The sequence below is a fragment of the Nonomuraea sp. NPDC048901 genome (genome assembly GCF_040649695.1).
Taxonomy (GTDB): domain Bacteria; phylum Actinomycetota; class Actinomycetes; order Streptosporangiales; family Streptosporangiaceae; genus Nonomuraea.
Map to the genome: position 1 here is coordinate 326,624 of NZ_JBEZFW010000012.1, position 16,895 is coordinate 343,518.

At 68.5% G+C, this 16,895-nt stretch carries 19 protein-coding genes and 1 pseudogene; 8 read left to right on the plus strand and 12 right to left on the minus strand.

All coding sequences use genetic code 11. The features are described from left to right. Nucleotides 1-40 precede the first annotated feature (40 nt). Complete coding sequence (locus AB0C30_RS36995; RefSeq protein WP_357952816.1) at nt 41-658, minus strand: TetR/AcrR family transcriptional regulator; 618 nt, start codon at nt 656-658, stop codon at nt 41-43. A 99-nt stretch (nt 659-757) separates the two neighbouring features. Between AB0C30_RS36995 and AB0C30_RS37000 the strand changes: the two genes are divergently transcribed. After that, nucleotides 758-1,927 carry an alpha/beta fold hydrolase gene (locus AB0C30_RS37000; RefSeq protein ID WP_357952817.1) on the plus strand — a complete coding sequence of 390 codons (1,170 nt, stop codon included), beginning with the start codon at nt 758-760 and terminating at the stop codon, nt 1,925-1,927. A 632-nt stretch (nt 1,928-2,559) separates the two neighbouring features. Beyond that, the gene (locus AB0C30_RS37005; RefSeq protein WP_357952818.1) at nt 2,560-3,285 is read left to right on the plus strand and encodes a dienelactone hydrolase family protein; all 726 of its coding nucleotides are present in this window, start codon (nt 2,560-2,562) and stop codon (nt 3,283-3,285) included. A 95-nt stretch (nt 3,286-3,380) separates the two neighbouring features. Here AB0C30_RS37005 and istB read toward each other — a convergent pair. Next, a pseudogene (gene istB, locus AB0C30_RS37010) lies at nt 3,381-4,034 on the minus strand (IS21-like element helper ATPase IstB). Nucleotides 4,035-4,160: 126 nt separating this feature from the next. After that, nucleotides 4,161-4,559 (minus strand): hypothetical protein, encoded by a 399-nt coding sequence (locus AB0C30_RS37015; RefSeq protein WP_357952819.1) that lies wholly within the window; start codon nt 4,557-4,559, stop codon nt 4,161-4,163. Between the two features lie 152 nt (nt 4,560-4,711). Between AB0C30_RS37015 and AB0C30_RS37020 the strand changes: the two genes are divergently transcribed. From AB0C30_RS37020 to AB0C30_RS37030, 3 genes are all read left to right on the plus strand, one after another. Beyond that, nucleotides 4,712-5,122 carry a hypothetical protein gene (locus AB0C30_RS37020; RefSeq protein WP_357952820.1) on the plus strand — a complete coding sequence of 137 codons (411 nt, stop codon included), beginning with the start codon at nt 4,712-4,714 and terminating at the stop codon, nt 5,120-5,122. 74 nt (nt 5,123-5,196) lie between these two features. Beyond that, on the plus strand, nt 5,197-5,850 hold the full coding sequence (locus AB0C30_RS37025; protein WP_357952821.1) for a hypothetical protein: 654 nt from the start codon (nt 5,197-5,199) through the stop codon (nt 5,848-5,850). Nucleotides 5,851-6,062: 212 nt separating this feature from the next. Continuing rightward, complete coding sequence (locus tag AB0C30_RS37030; protein ID WP_357952822.1) at nt 6,063-7,361, plus strand: serine hydrolase domain-containing protein; 1,299 nt, start codon at nt 6,063-6,065, stop codon at nt 7,359-7,361. Nucleotides 7,362-7,534: 173 nt separating this feature from the next. On the opposite strand, the gene AB0C30_RS37035 is transcribed toward AB0C30_RS37030, so the two are convergent. The 3 genes from AB0C30_RS37035 to AB0C30_RS37045 form a co-directional block, all read right to left on the minus strand. Next, complete coding sequence (locus AB0C30_RS37035; RefSeq protein WP_357952823.1) at nt 7,535-8,116, minus strand: dihydrofolate reductase family protein; 582 nt, start codon at nt 8,114-8,116, stop codon at nt 7,535-7,537. Between the two features lie 64 nt (nt 8,117-8,180). Then, the gene (locus tag AB0C30_RS37040; RefSeq protein WP_357952824.1) at nt 8,181-9,020 is read right to left on the minus strand and encodes a helix-turn-helix domain-containing protein; all 840 of its coding nucleotides are present in this window, start codon (nt 9,018-9,020) and stop codon (nt 8,181-8,183) included. A gap of 115 nt (nt 9,021-9,135) precedes the next feature. Beyond that, on the minus strand, nt 9,136-10,320 hold the full coding sequence (locus tag AB0C30_RS37045) for a PHB depolymerase family esterase (RefSeq protein ID WP_357952825.1): 1,185 nt from the start codon (nt 10,318-10,320) through the stop codon (nt 9,136-9,138). Between the two features lie 173 nt (nt 10,321-10,493). Here AB0C30_RS37045 and AB0C30_RS37050 point away from each other — a divergent pair, with 173 nt between their 5' ends. After that, nucleotides 10,494-11,513 carry an MFS transporter gene (locus tag AB0C30_RS37050; protein WP_357952826.1) on the plus strand — a complete coding sequence of 340 codons (1,020 nt, stop codon included), beginning with the start codon at nt 10,494-10,496 and terminating at the stop codon, nt 11,511-11,513. On the opposite strand, the gene AB0C30_RS37055 is transcribed toward AB0C30_RS37050, so the two are convergent. The 5 genes from AB0C30_RS37055 to AB0C30_RS37075 form a co-directional block, all read right to left on the minus strand. Then, entirely contained in the window at nt 11,514-12,140 is a 627-nt protein-coding gene (locus tag AB0C30_RS37055) for a hypothetical protein (protein WP_357952827.1), read from the minus strand. Then, the gene (locus AB0C30_RS37060) at nt 12,137-12,361 is read right to left on the minus strand and encodes a hypothetical protein (protein WP_357952828.1); all 225 of its coding nucleotides are present in this window, start codon (nt 12,359-12,361) and stop codon (nt 12,137-12,139) included. The genes AB0C30_RS37055 and AB0C30_RS37060 overlap by 4 nt, the downstream gene beginning before the upstream one ends. A gap of 141 nt (nt 12,362-12,502) precedes the next feature. Beyond that, complete coding sequence (locus AB0C30_RS37065; protein WP_357952829.1) at nt 12,503-13,210, minus strand: nucleotidyltransferase domain-containing protein; 708 nt, start codon at nt 13,208-13,210, stop codon at nt 12,503-12,505. 114 nt (nt 13,211-13,324) lie between these two features. Further along, nucleotides 13,325-13,936 (minus strand): AAA family ATPase, encoded by a 612-nt coding sequence (locus AB0C30_RS37070; protein ID WP_357952830.1) that lies wholly within the window; start codon nt 13,934-13,936, stop codon nt 13,325-13,327. A gap of 153 nt (nt 13,937-14,089) precedes the next feature. After that, nucleotides 14,090-14,710, minus strand: coding sequence for a hypothetical protein (locus AB0C30_RS37075; RefSeq protein WP_357952831.1), 621 nt, complete (start codon nt 14,708-14,710; stop codon nt 14,090-14,092). A 202-nt stretch (nt 14,711-14,912) separates the two neighbouring features. Between AB0C30_RS37075 and AB0C30_RS37080 the strand changes: the two genes are divergently transcribed. Continuing rightward, nucleotides 14,913-15,680, plus strand: coding sequence for an alpha/beta hydrolase (locus tag AB0C30_RS37080; RefSeq protein WP_357952832.1), 768 nt, complete (start codon nt 14,913-14,915; stop codon nt 15,678-15,680). 101 nt (nt 15,681-15,781) lie between these two features. Then, entirely contained in the window at nt 15,782-16,099 is a 318-nt protein-coding gene (locus AB0C30_RS37085; RefSeq protein ID WP_357952833.1) for a hypothetical protein, read from the plus strand. Between the two features lie 141 nt (nt 16,100-16,240). Here AB0C30_RS37085 and AB0C30_RS37090 read toward each other — a convergent pair whose 3' ends face one another. Continuing rightward, complete coding sequence (locus tag AB0C30_RS37090) at nt 16,241-16,570, minus strand: hypothetical protein (RefSeq protein ID WP_357952834.1); 330 nt, start codon at nt 16,568-16,570, stop codon at nt 16,241-16,243. Nucleotides 16,571-16,895: the final 325 nt, after the last annotated feature.

Consider the following 16,895-nt stretch of genomic DNA (forward strand, 5'->3'; position numbering starts at 1 on the left):
CTCGCTGTTGGCTGACTCCGCCCCAGCCGAAACGGCGAGGTCAGCGGACGGCCGCTTTCAGCGCCGCCTCGATCGCGTTGGTCAGCGTTTCCAGATACTCATCGTCGCTGCGGCCCTGTATGACCAGTACGCGGAATGCGAGCGGTGCGATCAGCAGGTCGGTGCCGAGGTCCAGATCCAGCCCTTGGGGGAGTTCGCCGCGATCAATCGCGCCCTGCAGTATCGCGCGCGCCGCCGCCCGCCGCGGTGCGGTCACTCCGGTGTAGAGCCCTTCCGCCAGGGCGTCGTCGTACCTGGCCTCGGCGAGCAGTCCGGCCGCGATCCGGGCGAGTAGCGGATTGGCCAGTTGGCCGCGGAAGGTGGCGAGCAGCTCGCGCAGGTCCGTATGCAGGGCACCCGTGGCCGGTGTGGGCGGGATCGCGTCGGTGACCTTGCTACGGATTAACTCGGTGACCATCGCCTGCTTCGAGGGCCAGCGCCGGTAGAGCGCGGCTTTGCCCACGCCGGCGCGCCGGGCCACCGACTCCATCGACATTCGCGCGTACCCGGTCTCGGCGAGTTCGGCGAGGGCTGCCTCGGTGATCGCCTCGGTCACCCGCTGCCGCAGGACCGCCCCGCCGGTCGCCGGCTGGCCCTTCTTCTGCTGCTGCACTGTCATGCTCTCGAGCATAGCGAACGGAACGGTGTCGTTCCATGTGTTACCTTATCGGCGTAATGGAACGCTGCCGTTCCGTTCCGTTTTCGGAAAGAGCCGACGATGAAATTCCTCTACGACAACGAGTCCTTCTCCTTCGAGGCGCTGCGCGCCGCGGGCTACGCCGCCTATAGCGGCGCCGACCTCGGCGAGGTCCTGGTCACCTGCCGGCAGATCCCGGAAGGTGACGAGGAGGCCTGGTCGGCCCAGTGGGCCGCGACGGCGGCGCGCATCGAGCGCATCGGTCGGGACGCGCTGGCCGCCGGTCACCGAGTCAGCGCCCGGGAGGCGCTGCTGCGCGCGTCCAACTACTACCGGACCGCCGACTTCTACCGCCGCGAGAATCCCGCCGCCGACGCCGAGTCGGCGCGGCTCGCCAAGGCCTCCCAGCAGACGTTCGCCGACGCGGCCGCCCTGCTCGACACTCCGGCCCGCGCCCTGCGCATCCCGTACGAGGACACCACGCTTCCCGGCTACCTGTTCCTCACCGACGATTCGGGCACCCCGCGCCCGACCCTGCTCTACCACGGCGGGTACGACTCCACTCTCGAGGAGGACTACCTGGCACTGGCCGCGGGCGCGCTGCGGCGCGGCTACAACGTCATCGCCTTCGACGGCCCCGGCCAGGGCAGCACCGTCCGCGAACAGGGCCTGCACTTCCGGCCGGACTGGGAGGCCGTGGTCACCCCCGCCGTCGACTTCGCGCTCACCGTGCCCGAGGTGGACGCCGAGCGACTCGTGCTTGTCGGTACGAGCCTGGGCGGCTACCTCGCCGCGAGGGCCGCCGCCTTCGAGCACCGCGTCGCCGCGTGCGTGCTGCACGACGGCGTCTACGACTTCCACGCGGTCATCGCGGCGACCGCCGGCCGTGCCGCTTCGATGCCCGGCGGCATGGAGGCATTGATGGCGCAGAACACCATGGTGCGCTGGGTTGTGCGCAACGGCCAGTGGACCTTCGGTGTCTCCGACATCGACGAACTGGTCAAGGCAAGCGAGGCGTACACCATGGCGGGTATCGCCGACCAGATCACCTGCCCGACACTCGTCCTCGACGCCGAGAACGACCAGTTCTTCAAGGGGCAGCCGCAGCGCCTGCTCGACGAGCTGACCTGCCAGAAGGAGCTGATCTCCTTCCGCGAGGACGAAGGCGCGGGCGAGCACTGCCACGAGGGCGCGCTCTCCCTGTTCCACCAGCGCACCTTCGACTGGCTCGACACCCTGCTCGCCGACTGACCTCGCAGGCCGGCCCGCGGTCGCTTTCATGAGGCCGGGACCGTCAGGGCCGGTGGCATGACCGTAGGTCACCCTTAGTGTCCGGCGTCATTCGCACGATCGCCATCGTGATCGCTTACGCTTCGTACCGGGCGTCAGTACGATCCGCGGACGCGTCAGAGGCATCGGCTGTCGCTTCGAAGGACTCCGCCAAGGAGGCCACTAAATTGACCCAGATAGAAAGCCAAAGGCGCCAAGATGAACGCGAGGACCGCCATGAGCTGCTCGCCCCGCTGGCTATGAAGGTGGATCCGAGAGCCATGTGTCGGTCGGTTTGAGAGCCACTTGCTGATCAACTGCCTTGGGTGTTGGTGAAAACGAGAGCCATGCCCGTGGGTCTGGGGCATGGCTCTCGTGACGCTGTGTGAGGGGTGGGCCGGAATATGCCAGAAACCTGCCGCGAGGGTCAGTCTCCAGCACCGTGGCCAGGGCAGATGATCCGATAACGCTGCCGCGAGAACGGGGTTTGTGACGGACCTTGTGAGCCATCGCCGCATTTCAGAGGCACACCCGCGCTGTTCTGCCAGCGGTGAACTCTGCCAGCGGTGAACACCGGCCCGACCGGTGTTCGACGATCACTACAGTCCAGTCTCATGACGACAGTGACAACCCGCACGGTCGAGTACCCGGCCGACGGCCTGACGATGATCGGGCACCTTGCGCTGCCCTCCGGCACCGGGCGCCGCCCCGCGGTGCTGCTCGGACCAGAGGGCCCAGGGCTCAGCGACGTCGAGCGCCGCCGAGCCGATGCGCTCGCCGAGCTGGGATACGTGGCGCTGGCCTTCGACCTCCACGGCGGGCGCTTGCTCACCGACCCCGAGGAGATGCTGGCCCGTTGCATGCCGCTGCTCGCCGACCCCGACCGGATGCGGGGCATCGGCCACGCGGCGCTCGACGTGCTGCGCGCCGAACCGCGGACCGACCCCGACCGGATCGCCGCCGTCGGCTACGGCACCGGGGGCGCCATCGGGCTGGAACTCGGGCGCGACGGCGTCGACCTCCGCGCCATCGGGACAGTCAACGCACTGACCACGGGCCGACCGGGCGAGGCGGCGCGCATTCGCTGCCCGGTGTGGGCCGGGGTCGGGTCGGAAGACCCGATCATGCCGCCCGCGCAACGGGACGCGTTCACCGCCGAGATGCAGGCCGCGGGCGTCGACTGGCGCCTCGTGGTCTACGGCGGAGCCTTGCACGCCTTCCACCACCCGACGGTCGACCACGCCGTGGTCCCCGGCGTCGGCTACCACCCACGGCACGCGCAGCGAGCCTGGCGCGACGTCGTCGACCTGCTCGCCGAGTGCCTGCCCGTGACGGAGTGATCTGGTCAGTCCAAGCTCGGCCACCCGCTGACCAGCGCTTACCGGTCACCACGGCAGGTTTCTGGCGTATTGGGGTCCCACCCCTGTGAGTGTGGTCAGCCGGCTTGTTCGGCTCTGGCTCGGGTTTGGGCAAGGCGGTAGGAGTCAGTGCCGGTCTCGATGATGTTGCCAGCGAAGGTGAGCCGGTCGACGATCGCGGCGCAGAGGCGCGGGTCGGTGAAGGTGCGGGTCCAGCCGGAGAAGGGCTCGTTGCTGGCGATGGCGACGCTGTTCTTCTCTTCGCGTTCGGTGAGGACCTGGAAGAGGAGTTCGGCGCCGTGCCGGTCGAGTTCCATGTAGCCGAGTTCGTCAATGCAGAGCAGGTCGACGCGTCCGTAGCGGGCGACGGTCTTGGCGAGAACCTTGTCGTCGGCGGCCTCGACGAGTTCGTTCACGAGCTTGGTGGCGAGGGTGTAGCGGACCCGGTAGCCCTTCATTGCGGCCTCGGTCCCGAGGGCGATGAGCAGGCGGGACTTGCCGGTGCCGGAGTCGCCGATCAGGCAGAGGGGCTAACCCCTTTTCACCCATTCGCAAGTGGCGAGCGTATGGATGGTGGCGGGATCGATGTTGGGGTTGGCGTGGAAGTCGAAGGCGCGCAGGGACTTGTCGCGGGGAAACTGGGCGGCCTTGATGCGGCGTTCAGAGCGGCGGCGAGCGCGGTCGTCGCATTCGGTTAGTGGGAGTTCGGTGAGGAATCCCAGGTAGGACATCTGCTCGCGGGTCGCCTGCTCTGCCAATTCGGGAAAGGCGGTGCGGAGCTGGGCAGGCGGAGCATCCAGCAGGCCTGATCGATGGAGGCCGGGCGGCCTGTTCGGTCATGCCGCGGTGGGGGACGCTTATGGTGTTCCTTCTTGGGCTGGGCGCTCGTCGGGCGGCCGGGCGCGTTTGAGGAGCTGGTCATAGGCCGTCACCGAGGGCAGCGGCCGGGTGTCGCGGGGAAGCCGGGCCAGGCGCCGTTCGGTCAGGAACGTCACCGTTGCCTCGTGGTTGTCGTGCTGGGCGGGCTCGGGAGCGGCTTGTTCATCTTCCTCAGCGGCTTTGCGGGCCTCCAGTGCGACCGCGTCCGCGGTGAGGGCGCCGGCCCGCAGCGCGGCGGCCAGGCCGGTGACCAGATGCTCGGTAGGGATGTGACGGGTCAGGAGCAGCACTTCGATCAGCGCGCGGGTGCCGTCGCGGTCGCCATGGGCCTTGCAAGCCGCCGCATTCTGGCCACCGATGGGCGTTGACGAGAACAATCCGTGGTCAGGTGCTTGCGGTCGGCCCACAGGAGAGGACACAGAGCGGCCGGGTCATTGGGGGATTCGCATCCCGGTTGAACGACCGAAGCGCCCGCGGGTCCGCATCCCTTCCCCCATAACCAGCAAGCGCTAGATGTAGAAAGAGTGTCATGCTGCGTCGCGCTCAGATCGTGCTCTCGGTCCTCTTCATCGCGATGCTCGGCGTGGCGACCAATGTCGCCACCGGGATTCTGCCAGCAGCATGGGAGAGCAGACTATGGGTGGCGTGGCCGCTGATGCTGGTGATCGTGATCGCCATGGCAGTGCTGGAAGTCGTGCAGAAGGACGAGCGGCCTGCAGACGTTCCTTCGACGCAAGCGCGGACCGAGTTGATCCGCCGTGTACGGCGATTCTGGGTCACCGGCGTATTGGAGAAGTCGCTCTATAACGAGGCGCGGATCCAGCTGGACCTGGTGGTCCGCGAGACGACCGACCGGCCATGGGGTATAGCCGTCACCTGGACTAACGGGACCCGGGAGTCGCTGCCGCCGGGTACGGACATGGCGGATGTGAAGTGCTGAAAGTCTCATGCCCATCGGAAGGACACAGGGATGTCGCTGGCATCCGATTGGATGAGCTCATGACTGCTCACGATGTGGCCCGGCTGCTGCCTGATATCCCGGTGCTTCGCGATCTGTGCCGGTCCATGGCGGTGTTGGAGGCCATCTTGAGTCCGGAATGGTCCAGTCGCTACCACTCCTTCGACGCGGGCTGGAGCCCTGGGGAGGAGATGGCCTCGATGCGCAACGGTTCGGGAGATGAGTACTCCATCGTCTTCTCCGCGGCAGGTGCGTACATCCGCGGCTTCGCCCACGAGTCGGCGATGAGCCCGTACGGCAACGATGGGCCGTGGCCGGGGGTGCTCGACTACGTTCCCGAGGTCTTCCGCCCTTGTGCGGAGGAGCCGGCGTTCTGCGATGAGGACGGAATGCCGGTCGTGACCGCTTGCCTATGGCGTGAGGTCGGTGATGGTCATTGGCGGGTGGGTGAGATTGACTACCCGGACGGTGTGAGCGATCCCGATGGGGCGGTGTACTTGTTCGCACGGCTCGTCGATCCGTCTCCGGAGGCGTTCCGGCGGTTCGCGGAGGACTACTACGAGGTGCCCGTGGATCTCGATGCGGTGCGGCACGTCTATGCCCTCCGTCCGCTGACGCGGGGGGTGGTCACCGCGCTGAACGCTGATCTTGCCGTGAAGGATCTCGCCGACGACCTTGCGGCAGCCCGGTATCCGGTCGCTGCCGGCTGACGAGCTGAAAGACGGACGGAGCCCTTGTCCAGCGGCAAACCGGGCGCACTGACGCGGGCGAGCGCCGACGCCGAACGCTGATGTCAACGTTCCCGGGCGGCGCTGCGGCCAGCAGCCACTGTCACGGAGTCCCGGTCGAGATCAGGGGTTTGTCGAGCAACGGTGACATCACGCGCGCGGGCCGGTGATATTCGCGACGAAATATCGCAGCCATGACCAACAGCGCCCAGGACCATCGCGTCCTCAACGAGCACTCGCCTCCTGCCTCGCGCGGGGAAAGCGATGAGATGGACTCGGATTCCGTACGGGGTGTCGAGCGGCGGCGGCTGCTCGAATGGGGCGGTCTGGCCGCCGGTGTGATGGCGGCCGGCGCGTGCCTAGGCGCCGCCCCCGCCGCCGCGTCCGAGCCGTCCGAGCAGGACCGGATCCCGCCGGACACCCGGCCCGGCGGGGCCTACGACCGGTACGTGGCGAAGCTGGCCGCCGAGGACAAGTTCTCCGGAGTGGTGCTGCTGTCGCACCGGGGCCGGACGGTGCTGTCGCGCAGCTACGGCATGGCCGACAAGGAGAAGGGGATCCGTAACCACGAAGGTGTCGCGTTCAATCTCTACGGCGGGCCGTTCGTCAGCCTGTCCATTGTGCAGCTGGCGCAGCGGGGCAAGGTGAAGCTGTGGGACACGGTGGGCACCTACCTGACCGGTTTCGCCAAGGAGATCGCTGAGCAGGTGCGCATCCACCACCTGCTCATGGGCACCTCCGGGTTGTCCTTTCCGGCGCACGACTACAAACGCATCTTCCACAGCCAGGAGGAGCAGCACGAGTACTACCAGCAGTACACACGGCAGGCGAAGCTGGTGGCCACCCCCGGCGCGGGTTCAGAGAAACCCGGCTGGGGGGCGGACGTCACCGTGCAGATCGTCGAGGCGGTGACCGGCATGACGTTCTGGGACTACGTGCGTGAGCACATCTTCGGGCGCTGCGGCATGGCCGGCTCGGCGTACTACACCAGGCCGCAGTGGCTGGCCGACGAGCACATCGCGCACTCGTACATGAAACAGGCCGACGGCAGCTGGGTGGACGCCGTCCGCAACCTGGACAAGGACAGCCCGAGCCCGGGCCTGGCGGGCCAGAACAATGCCCGCAACTTCGTCCCGGACGGCGGGTTCGTCACCGCACCGGACCTGATCCGGTTCGCGGAAGCGTTGTACGACGGCACCGTGCTCGACCCGGCCTGGGCCGACGTGTTCACCTCGGTCAAGGCCCCCAACTTCCGAGGCTCCCCGGGGTTCAGCACCTACGGGCCGACAGCCCACATCGTCGAAGGCCAGTGGGAGCTCTCGCGCAGCGGCGTCCACCCCGGCAGCTCCACCCACTGGAGCATCTACCCGGAGGCCGGGTGGGTCGGCGTCGTCCTCAGCAACTACGACGACATACCGCTGCAGGAGATCACCGGACAGCAGACGCGGGCCATCACCGGGGCGTCGCCCGGCGACGGCGGCGGTGGCGGCTGACGCGCGGCCACGGCGTAGCCGCCCCGAAGAAAGAGGCCCGGGCCGGGAAATCCACCGGCTCGGGCCGGGAAAGGCGGATGCGCTGTGTGCGGCGCTTCTGGGAGGTTCATGGCTTCGCTCCGGCGGCGACTGGCCAGCATGAAGGAGCTTCTTCGCGTACCCGTTCAGATCAGTTATCGGCGCACCCGATAGCGCAGGTGAAGCACCCGGTTGCCCTGAATCACCACGTCAGGGTCCTCCAACAGGTGCTGTGCGTCGACCGACCCGAAGTAGCGCTTGCCGGACCCGAACACGACGGGTACGACGTCCATGCGCACCTCGTCGATCAGGCCCGCGGCAAGCACCTGGCCACCGACGTCGCCGGCGGCGACCTCGACCATGCGGTCACCCGCGAGCTCCTGCGCCTTGGCCATGGCTGCCTCGACGCCGTCGACGAAGTGAAACGGCGCCTCGGGGTCCCAGCCCTCGGGCATCGGCCGGTGCGACACGACGACCACGTGGTCGATGCCGCTCGGAGGCTTCCCGTCCCAGCCGTCCGTCATGTCGAAGACGTGGCGGCCGACGATCGTCACCCCGATCTGGTCCCAGTACGGCCGGGTGTAGTCGTAGGACGTCTGCGACACCTTCAGCTCGCCGCTCTCGTCCAACGGGACGTCACCGCTGGACAACCAGTCGAACAGCGGTCCGGGCTGGTCGTTCTCGTCCGCGACGAAGCCGTCCACCGACACCGAGCTGTACATGACCACCTTGCCCACGGGGCTCTCCTCTGCTTGGGGTGCCCCAAATTAGCGTGTCGTGAGCTGTCGCTCTTGTAAGAAATCAATCGGCCGGCAGCGGCCAGCCGTCCAGCACGTGGCCGGGATGTTCGCGCAGGAACCGCCGCCGGACTTCGACGTACCGGGTCGGCGTGAGTCCGGTGAACGCCCGGAACTCGTGGCCGAAGTGGGCCTGGTCGAAGTAGCCGGCGCCACCGGCGAGGTCGCCCCAGTCGATCGGTCCGGCGGGGTCGATCGCGAACACGGTGGCGGCGAAGCGGTAGGTGCGGGCCAGCCGCTTCGGCGTGACGCCGATGAGCTCCTTGAACCGCCGCGCCAGATGAGTGCTGCTGACACCGGCCGCCACGCTCAGGTCGCCGATCGCCACCGCCCCGCTGGTCGCCGCGATGACGCTGCTGGTATGGCGGACCAGCCCCAGGCCGGCGGTCTCGCACAGCCGTCGCATCAGCTCCTCCTCGAGCAGCGTCAGCATCTCGTAGGGCCCGGCCGCCGTGGCCAGCCGGTCCCGCAGCTCAGCGATGGCGGGCCGGCCCCAAACCTGCTCCACAGTCACCGGCCGGTCACACAGCTCGGCCGCGGGCATCGGCAGGAACGGCGCCAGCCCCCACGGCTTGATGTGCACGCCGACTGACCGGGTCCCCGGCGGATAGCCGAACTCGAAGGCGCGGGTGGGCATGGTGACCACGCAGCCGTCGGCGTACCCGGCCGACTCGATGTCGGTGCCGGCGCGGATGCGGAACGGCGCCCCGAGGTTGACGACGAGCAACGCCGCAGGCATCGGCGGCAGCGTCAGCCGGGCGTACGGCGGCTCACCCTCCAGGTAGTAAAGGTCGTCGATCAGCCCGTCCAGCGGCGGTCGCGGCACTCTGGACACGTACTTCACGCGTCACAGCATCGCCGATGCACGGGCGGACCGCCAGATCGTCGCACGCCGTCCGCCGTAGAACCGCGGCGGGCGCTTCTCCTTCAGCGCCTGATGATCAACCGCCCCCTTTGACCTAGCAGGTGGTGCCGGCCACCTCGTAGTAGTTCGGTCCCGTCTGCCGCAAGGTCGTCGTCACGAACGTGTTCCACAGGCCCATCGCCTGGCCGGAGCCGTTGGCGTACGCGTAACCGCCGGACTGGTGGGCCCGGCCCGCCTGGGTGTGCGCGTAGTTGGTGGCGGTGAAGCAGGGCTGCGGCGACGGGGTGGGGGTGGGCGTCGGTGTGGGGGGCGGCGGCGATCCCGTGTCGAGGCCGAAGAAGTGGGTGTCGTAGTACGCCGAGCAGATGGTGTCGAGGAAATAGGCGCCCGCCGTGCCGCACTGCTCCGCGGCGCCGCCCGGATCGACCGGCGTGCCGTGCCCCATTCCGGCGATCCGGTAGAAGCGGACCTCACCGCCGCCGTACGTCTCCATCGTGGTGCCGCCCGGCAGGCTCGTCGTCGAGGCGGGGGTCTGCGACAGGCCGAGTACGTCGGTGAACTGGTCCCTGAGTTCGACGCCGTTGGCCTTGTTGACCACGTAGTCGGCCTGGCCGTGCCAGATCGAGACTCTCGGTCGCGGCCCGGTGTATCCGGGGTACGCGCCGCGCACCAAGGCTCCCCAGTCCTTGGGGGTCTTGGTGACCGGGCCGTTCATGCAGGTGCTGGTCGAGGCGGGTGGGGAGCAGCGGTACGGCAGGCCCGCGACGATGGACGCCGCGTCGAACAGCTCCGGGTACGCCGCGACCATGACCGCGGTCATCGCGCCGCCCGCGGACAGGCCGGTGATGGAGATGCGACCTGGGTCGAGCTGGTAGGTGCTCGTCGCGTACGACACCATCTGGGCGATGGACAGCGCCTCGCCCTGGCCGCGCCCGATGTCGCCCTCCTGGAACCACTGGAAACAGTTCGACGGCGGGGTGGTGGCCTCGGGGAAGATCAGCGCGAAACCGTACAGGTCGGCGAACTTCCGCCAGCCGGAGTTGGTGTAGTAGGCGTCGGCGCTCTGCGTACAGCCGTGCAAAGCGACGACGGCGGGGGAGCCCGCGGGCAGGCCGTCGGGGCGGTAGACCCACATGTTCAGGGCACCCGGGTTCGAGCCGAACCCCGTGACCTTCGTCAGGGAGGCCGCCCGGGACGGGCGCGCGACGGCGAGTACGGCGAGGATGAGGACGAGCGCCGTCACGGCTCTGACGACGGCTCGGCTGGGGAGTGGAAACATCGGCGACTCCGTGGTTCACACGCCTGGCGATTGCCCGTGACGGTACGTTCCGGGCGAACGGCCTGATATGTGGCACGCACCAGAATTCCCGGAGGCGCACATGTGAGTCCGGCCCATACCTCTGTCGCGGACAGCCTTGTCAAGCTTGGCGACCGACCCCCCATGATCTATACGTGAACATCCGACAGGACGGGAACGCGCGGCGGATGCCCGCCGGGTTGGTCGCGCTCGCGCTCGGCGGCTTCGGGATCGGCCTGACCGAGTTCGTGATCGCGGGCCTGCTGCCCCAGGTGAGCCGCGGCCTGGACGTCTCCGAGGCCACGGCCGGGTGGCTCATCTCGGGATACGCCCTGAGCGTCGCGATCGGCGCGATCCTGCTGACCGCCGCCACCACCCGCATCCACCGCAAGGCCGTCCTCGTCGGTTTGGTGGCGTTGTTCGTCCTCGGCAACCTGCTGTCCGCCGTCGCGCCCAGCTACGCCGTGGCGCTGCTCGGCCGCGTCGTCGCCGCCCTGTGCCACGGCTCCTTCTTCGGCATCGGCTCGCTGGTCGCCCGCCGCATGGTCCCACCGGAGCGGGCCTCGCAGGCGGTCGCCGTGATGTTCGCCGGGCTGACGGTCGCCAACGTGCTGGGCGTACCGTTCGGCGCTCTGGTCGGCGAACGCTGGGGCTGGCGCGCCACGTTCTGGGCCATCACCGGGATCGGCGTGCTGGCCCTGGCCGCCATCGCCGTGTGGGTTCCGGCCTGGGCGGGCGCCGTGCACGAGGCCCACCGGCCGGCCGGTCTGCGCCCCCAGCTACGCGCCTTCCGCTCCCGGCAGGTCTGGCTGACCCTGGCCGCCACCGCCCTCGGCTACGGCGGCATGTTCGGGGCGTTCAGCTACATCGCCTACACCTTTACCGAGGTCACCGGCTTCACCAGCGCCGATGTCGCCTGGCTGCTCGTCGTCTACGGCAGCGGCCTGGTGATCGGCAACGTCGCCGGGGGCCGGGGGGCCGACCGCGACCGCGACCGCACGCTGATCGTGTCCCTGGCGGGACTCGCCGCCACGCTCGCGGCGTTCGGGCTTCGCGGGCCTGGGTTACACCGCGCCGCTGTACGTGGGCGCCGCGGTCGTGGCGCTCGGCCTCGCCGTGATGGTGGTCACCGCGCGCACCGGGCGTGCCGCCTCAGCTCCGCCTTCCGACCCTGATCAGGCGTCTGTCAGCCTCCGCCGTCTGCCGTGACGCAGCTGCTCGCCCAGCGCCCTCAGCCTGCTCAGCTTGCGGTCCATCGGATCGCCCGCGGCCACCTCGAGCAGATAAGACTTCAACAGCGCTTCCGTGGCGCGGGTCATGTGCAGCCGATCAAGCATTTCCTTGAGGGAGAGTGCCAGGGAACGTGTACCGGCATCGTCCGCGGAAGCGGCTGTCTCCTTCTCCGCCTCGTTCAGCAGCTTTCCGACCGCCTGATGTGACATGCCTAGCAGGTAGCCGATGTCGCGGTGAACGTAACCTCTTCGCGCCAGATCAGCCACTGTCGCTTGCGTCGCTTCGGCGGCCTTCTGTTTGACGAGGGTCGCCGCGAGGCGTGTCACCAGCGTGGCTTCCAGTTCTGTAGCCACTTCATCGTCGGCCACGGTCAGGTCGAAGTCGGCGTTGATCTCGAAGATGTCCACATCCAGCATGGTGGCCACCAGGTCACGCGCCATTTCCTCCGCCTGCTCCAAGCGCTTCACCTGTGTGTGGTAGCTCCGCTTGAGGCCGGGTCCGGAGACGGTCAAAGCCCACCAGTCATCGCTCCGACTGGCGGTGATGGTGAAAGTGTCGTTCCTGCTCACTGCTCCTCCTGCTCCTTCGCGACCTCAGCAAGGATGTTCTCCCAGTTCTCCAAGATTCCTTTCGCCGTCCGCTCGTTGACCTCCGAGTGACGAGGCACGGGCATCGCCTCCGAACCGGCATGCCACTTGGTGTGACTGCCACCCTCGGTGGACTCAACGGGCACGCCGTACTCCTTGGCGAGCTTGCGCATGCGTCGCTCCAGATCCCGCTTCCTCATCATCAGTTTAGGCTACCGAGGTTGCACGATTAAAGGCAACCTAGGTTGCAGATTGTGGCGACATGTCTGCCCGCAGCGCTGTTGCCCGACCAGTTCCTGAGCTGCCCCGGTAGACAGCGACGGCCGTGGTCCGCAGCAGGGCGGTCAGCGGTCGGCCGGTGGGTTCCAGTGGGCGATGCGGACCTCGCGCAGCCATGCTTCGACCGTGGCAGCGTCGGCCTGGGCGGGCAGCGGTGTGCGCGCGGTGTCGAACGCCTTCTCGGTGGCCGCCAGGAGGTCCTGGGCCTCCTGGGTGCTGCCTTCCGCGACCCTTTCGCCGAAGGCGCGGATCGCCTCGGGGTCGGGGAGCCGGATCGGCAGGTGGCCGGTCTCGTACAGTTCGCGCCCCTGGTGCAAGAGGCGGGCGAGGTGGCGGGCGTGCTTGCTGGTCCGCTTGCGGGTGTCGGCCGAGAACGAGCCGTCGCCGCGCCGGTCGAGGCGCTGGAACTGCTGAGTGGCGTACCCGAGGTAGGCATTGCGGACCCGCGGACCGGACAGGAACGCGGTCCGGATGGCGATCAGCTGGTCACCGACCGGTGTACGGGTCTCGTACAGGTCGTCGGGCAACCACACCAGCTCCATCACGGTCGGATTGCCACCCAGCGCGAGAGAGCACCACTTGCCCACCTCGTGGAGCGTCCGGTCGGGGTTCGTGTGGACGATGCTGTCCTTGGGCCGGGACAGGCCGACCATGGCCAGCGTGGGGGTGGCGAAGATGCCGAGCCGGTCGACGTCGGAGTCGGGCCCGGCCAAACCGTAGGCGGTGGAGCCGACGACGCCGGCCAGCAGCACGGTGCCGGGGATGTTGGTCACGGGAGATCCTTCGGGGGGTGGTGATCGGGCAGCGCCCGCAGGTGGTGGGTGTCGTAGGAGCCCGCAGGCTCCCGCCGCAGGGCCAGGCACGCAGCCGATGCGGCGCGCGTGCGGTCAGCGGGGGACAGGCCCGTCGAAGTGGATGCCTTCGAGGAGATCGGCGGTCGGCCGGTCCAGGACGTGCGCGCCGGTGGCCGGACTGGTGCGGCCGGCCCGGACCCGCGTCAGCAGCGCCTCCCAGCGGCGATTGTGCTGCGCGAACGTCCGCGTCGCCACGACCCGGCCCCTGGCCTGCTGGCCGGCCAGCGCGTCCGCTGGAGGGGCGTCGAGCAGCAGCAGATGGAACGGGACCGCCGACCGGCGCGCCAGCCAGGCGAACCCGTGCAACACGGCGGACCCGCAGCCGCGATTGTGCGCGATCACCGCGCTCCCGCCCCGCAACGCCCGGCCGATGCGCCACACATGCGTCGTGAACACCACCGCGGTACGCACCGGCTTCGGCGCCCAGCCCAGACGCGTGCTCCACCTCAGGCGTGACTGCGCCGAATCGATCACCACCACCGACCCCGCCACGACCGGGCGGCTCTCCGTGCCGTCCAGGGCGTACAGGCGGCGCAGCAGCGTGGTCTTGCCCGCGCCGGGCAGGCCGGTGAGGATCACCAGGGAGCCGGCCGGGTAGCGCAGCGTCCCAGCGGCCTCCGGAGCCGCCGGCACCGAGATACTCAAGACCCTCACCCTCACCCTCACCCCGATAGGACGGACACGTGCTTTGGTCACATTTTGCTGCACGTCAGGTGACAAGAGTGCCGCATCAGCGTCTTTATCCGCAGATCCAGGGGGATAGCGTCACAGACTGTTCCCTGGGCAGCGGGCCGAGAATCAAGGGGCATCGGTCCAGCGGCGCTTTCGCCACGGGAACGGCGTGATCTCGATGCGCGAGTTGACGGAGCCGTTCCACTTGGCCTCGACCCCGTGAGCGGTGAGGGTGTCGCACACCTCTCGTGCGATGGCGGCGCTCGCCGCTTCGCTCTTCGCCTCGTCGTCTTCGAAGGCGCCGAACGCCAGCATCAGCCCGTGGCCCTGAACCCCGGACTCGAGGTCCTGGCCGTGATAGAAGACCGCGCCGCGGGGCTTGTCCGGTAGCTCAGAGGCGGCTTCGAGCGCGTCGGTCCAACCGTCGGACATCGTGAAACCCGCGTTCTGCAATGCGACGAGGCCGCGCTCGTTCAGCTCCTCGAACGCCTGGTCGATGGCGTCGTTCACGGTGGGGGTGAGCCAAGTGTCCTCATGCGCCCGCTCCTGCCGGAACAGCTCTTCCGCGTACGCCTTCAGCTCCTCCAGCAGATCTTCGTCGGTCGTTTCATCCTCCAGCCAGTCCTCTATGTCATATTCATCGGCGAAACCGCCGAGAACCGCGAGTTCGATCTGCTCCCGTAAGAATGCGCGTTCCGTTGCCGGCTCATCCGTAGCGTCGTCGGGTTCATCGTCGTCATCAGGCATGCCAGGAACCTACATGATCACTCCGACACATCTTGCGCGCCCGCGTGGACGGCCGGTGAATGTCAATGGTGCGTGCGGGCCGCGACGCGTACGCCGACGGTGTCCAGGAGACCTCATCGGCCGGGTTCGGGCCGGCAGCGCCTACGATGGCTGGAAAGCGCTTTCAAGGAGGGCGTCCCATGATCCGCCAGAGCTCACGCTGATGGCCCCCATCGCGCTGTGCCACACCGATCGTGGCGAGGGCGAGACCCTGCTCCTCGTGCACGGCTGGGGCGGTCACGCCCGTACGTGGGCGCCCATCGCCGACGCCCTCCAGCCGGGTCACCGGGTGATCGCCGCCGACCTGCGCGGGCACGGCGGGTCGCCGGCGCCCATGGACGGCTACCGGCCCATCGACCTGGCGGGGGACCTCGTGGCCCTGCTCGACCGCCTCGACGCCGGACCGGTCGTCGCCGTGGGGCACTCGATGGGCGCTCAGGTCGTCACCGCCATGGCCGTGGAGCACCCCGAACACGTCTCCGCGCTGGTGGTCGTCGATCCCGCCTATGGTGCGGACGCCGCCGAGGAGCGGCTGTTCGGCAAACGGCTGGCCGCCCTGCGGGCCAAGGGCGCGGCGGCGGCCGTCCGCCAGCTCGGCACCCTGCCCGCCGAGGTACGCGCTCAGCTGCTCGCCACCCCTGGTCACGTACTGGCCGCCTGCTATGAGGGCATGTACCTGGGCCCGGACGCGTTCGGCGCCCGGCCCGCGACGCGCCGCTACCTGGCCAGGCGCACCCGCCCGGTCCTCTGCGTCCGCTCGCTGAGCGAGCCGGCCGCGTGGGAGTCCTCGATCCCCGCACCTTCCGGGTCACAGATGGTCACGTGGGACGGGACCGGGCATTTCCTGCATCTGGAACGCCCCCAGGCCTTCGCCGGCCTCCTTCGCCGCTGGCTGGCCACCCTCCGCCCGCACGCCCGCGCCCGCGCGTAGCGCCAGGCCCTAGACGCATCCTCAACATGACCTCAACATCCCCGCTCCTACGGTCGGCGTGACATTTCGGACGGAGAAAACGGAGAAAGGGGACGCGCAAGATGAGCATGAGAGAAAAGATCCGACTCGCGGCGATGGCGGCACTCGTCTCTGCCGCTCTGGTCGCACTTCCGGCCTACGGCGCCTCGGCTTCGACCGAGTCGGCCGCCCGGGACGGCGCCCCAGACTGCGCCACGACCTGGACCGGGCACGACTACAACAAGTGGGTCAAGGTCCGCAACGACTGCGGGCACACCATCCGCGTCAAGATCGTCATCCAGTACAACTTCGACAGTGAGTGCAAGGTGCTCAAGCCGCACAAGACCTTCCTCTTCCGGCACGGCTGGGGCTCCTACCTCGACGAAGTCAGGGCCTGCTGACCTGGCGATCGTACGAATGCCGGACCCCGAATTCCGGTACGAAAAGGTGCCTTCCACTCTGCCTCCGCTGCGACCCCAGCAAGTCGCCGCCAGACAGGTTAGAAGGCACCTTTTCGCGCTATCTCATATTTCGCCGAGAAATCAGGACCGCTGCCAACCCTCGGGAAGTGGCGCCTGCTTCGCGGAAGGGGCCGCGTCGTAGAGGATGAAGAGCGCCCAGTCCCGACCGTTGGTCGCACAGGCCGAATGGTCCCAGGTCCACCAGCCCTGACTGGCGCCCCATCTGCGCTGAGCCTCGCAGGTCCCCTCGTCCGGATAGAAATTGAAGATGTACCAGACTCCCGCCGCGGCGTTCGCCTGCGTGGTGGACGATGCGCTTTCCGCCCAAGTCGGCGCGGCCAGCGTCATGCCGCCGGCGGCGAGCGTGGCCGTGATCGCGAGCGTCGTCGCGGCCTTCTTGATTTTCCGCACTGTTCTCTCCTGAGTTTGATTCATCGGATCGAAGGTCAGGGGGAGGGGTCGTAGACGACCCAGAGGGCCCACTGGCCGTTGAGAGGCCGGCAGGTGAATCCAATAGCTCCGTTTTGGTGGACGTATGCCCGGCCGACTTCGGCGCAGCTGTCCACGCTGGAATACCACCCGCCCCATTCCGTGTGGCTCTCCACCTGCGCGGGACCCGCCACTTGCCGGCTCGCCGAGCTGCTCTGCGCCGCGAATGCGGGGACCACGGGAGTCAGCGCCAGACCCAGGCCGACTACGCCGACGGCTATTCGCCTCGCCATGCGATTGTGCATAC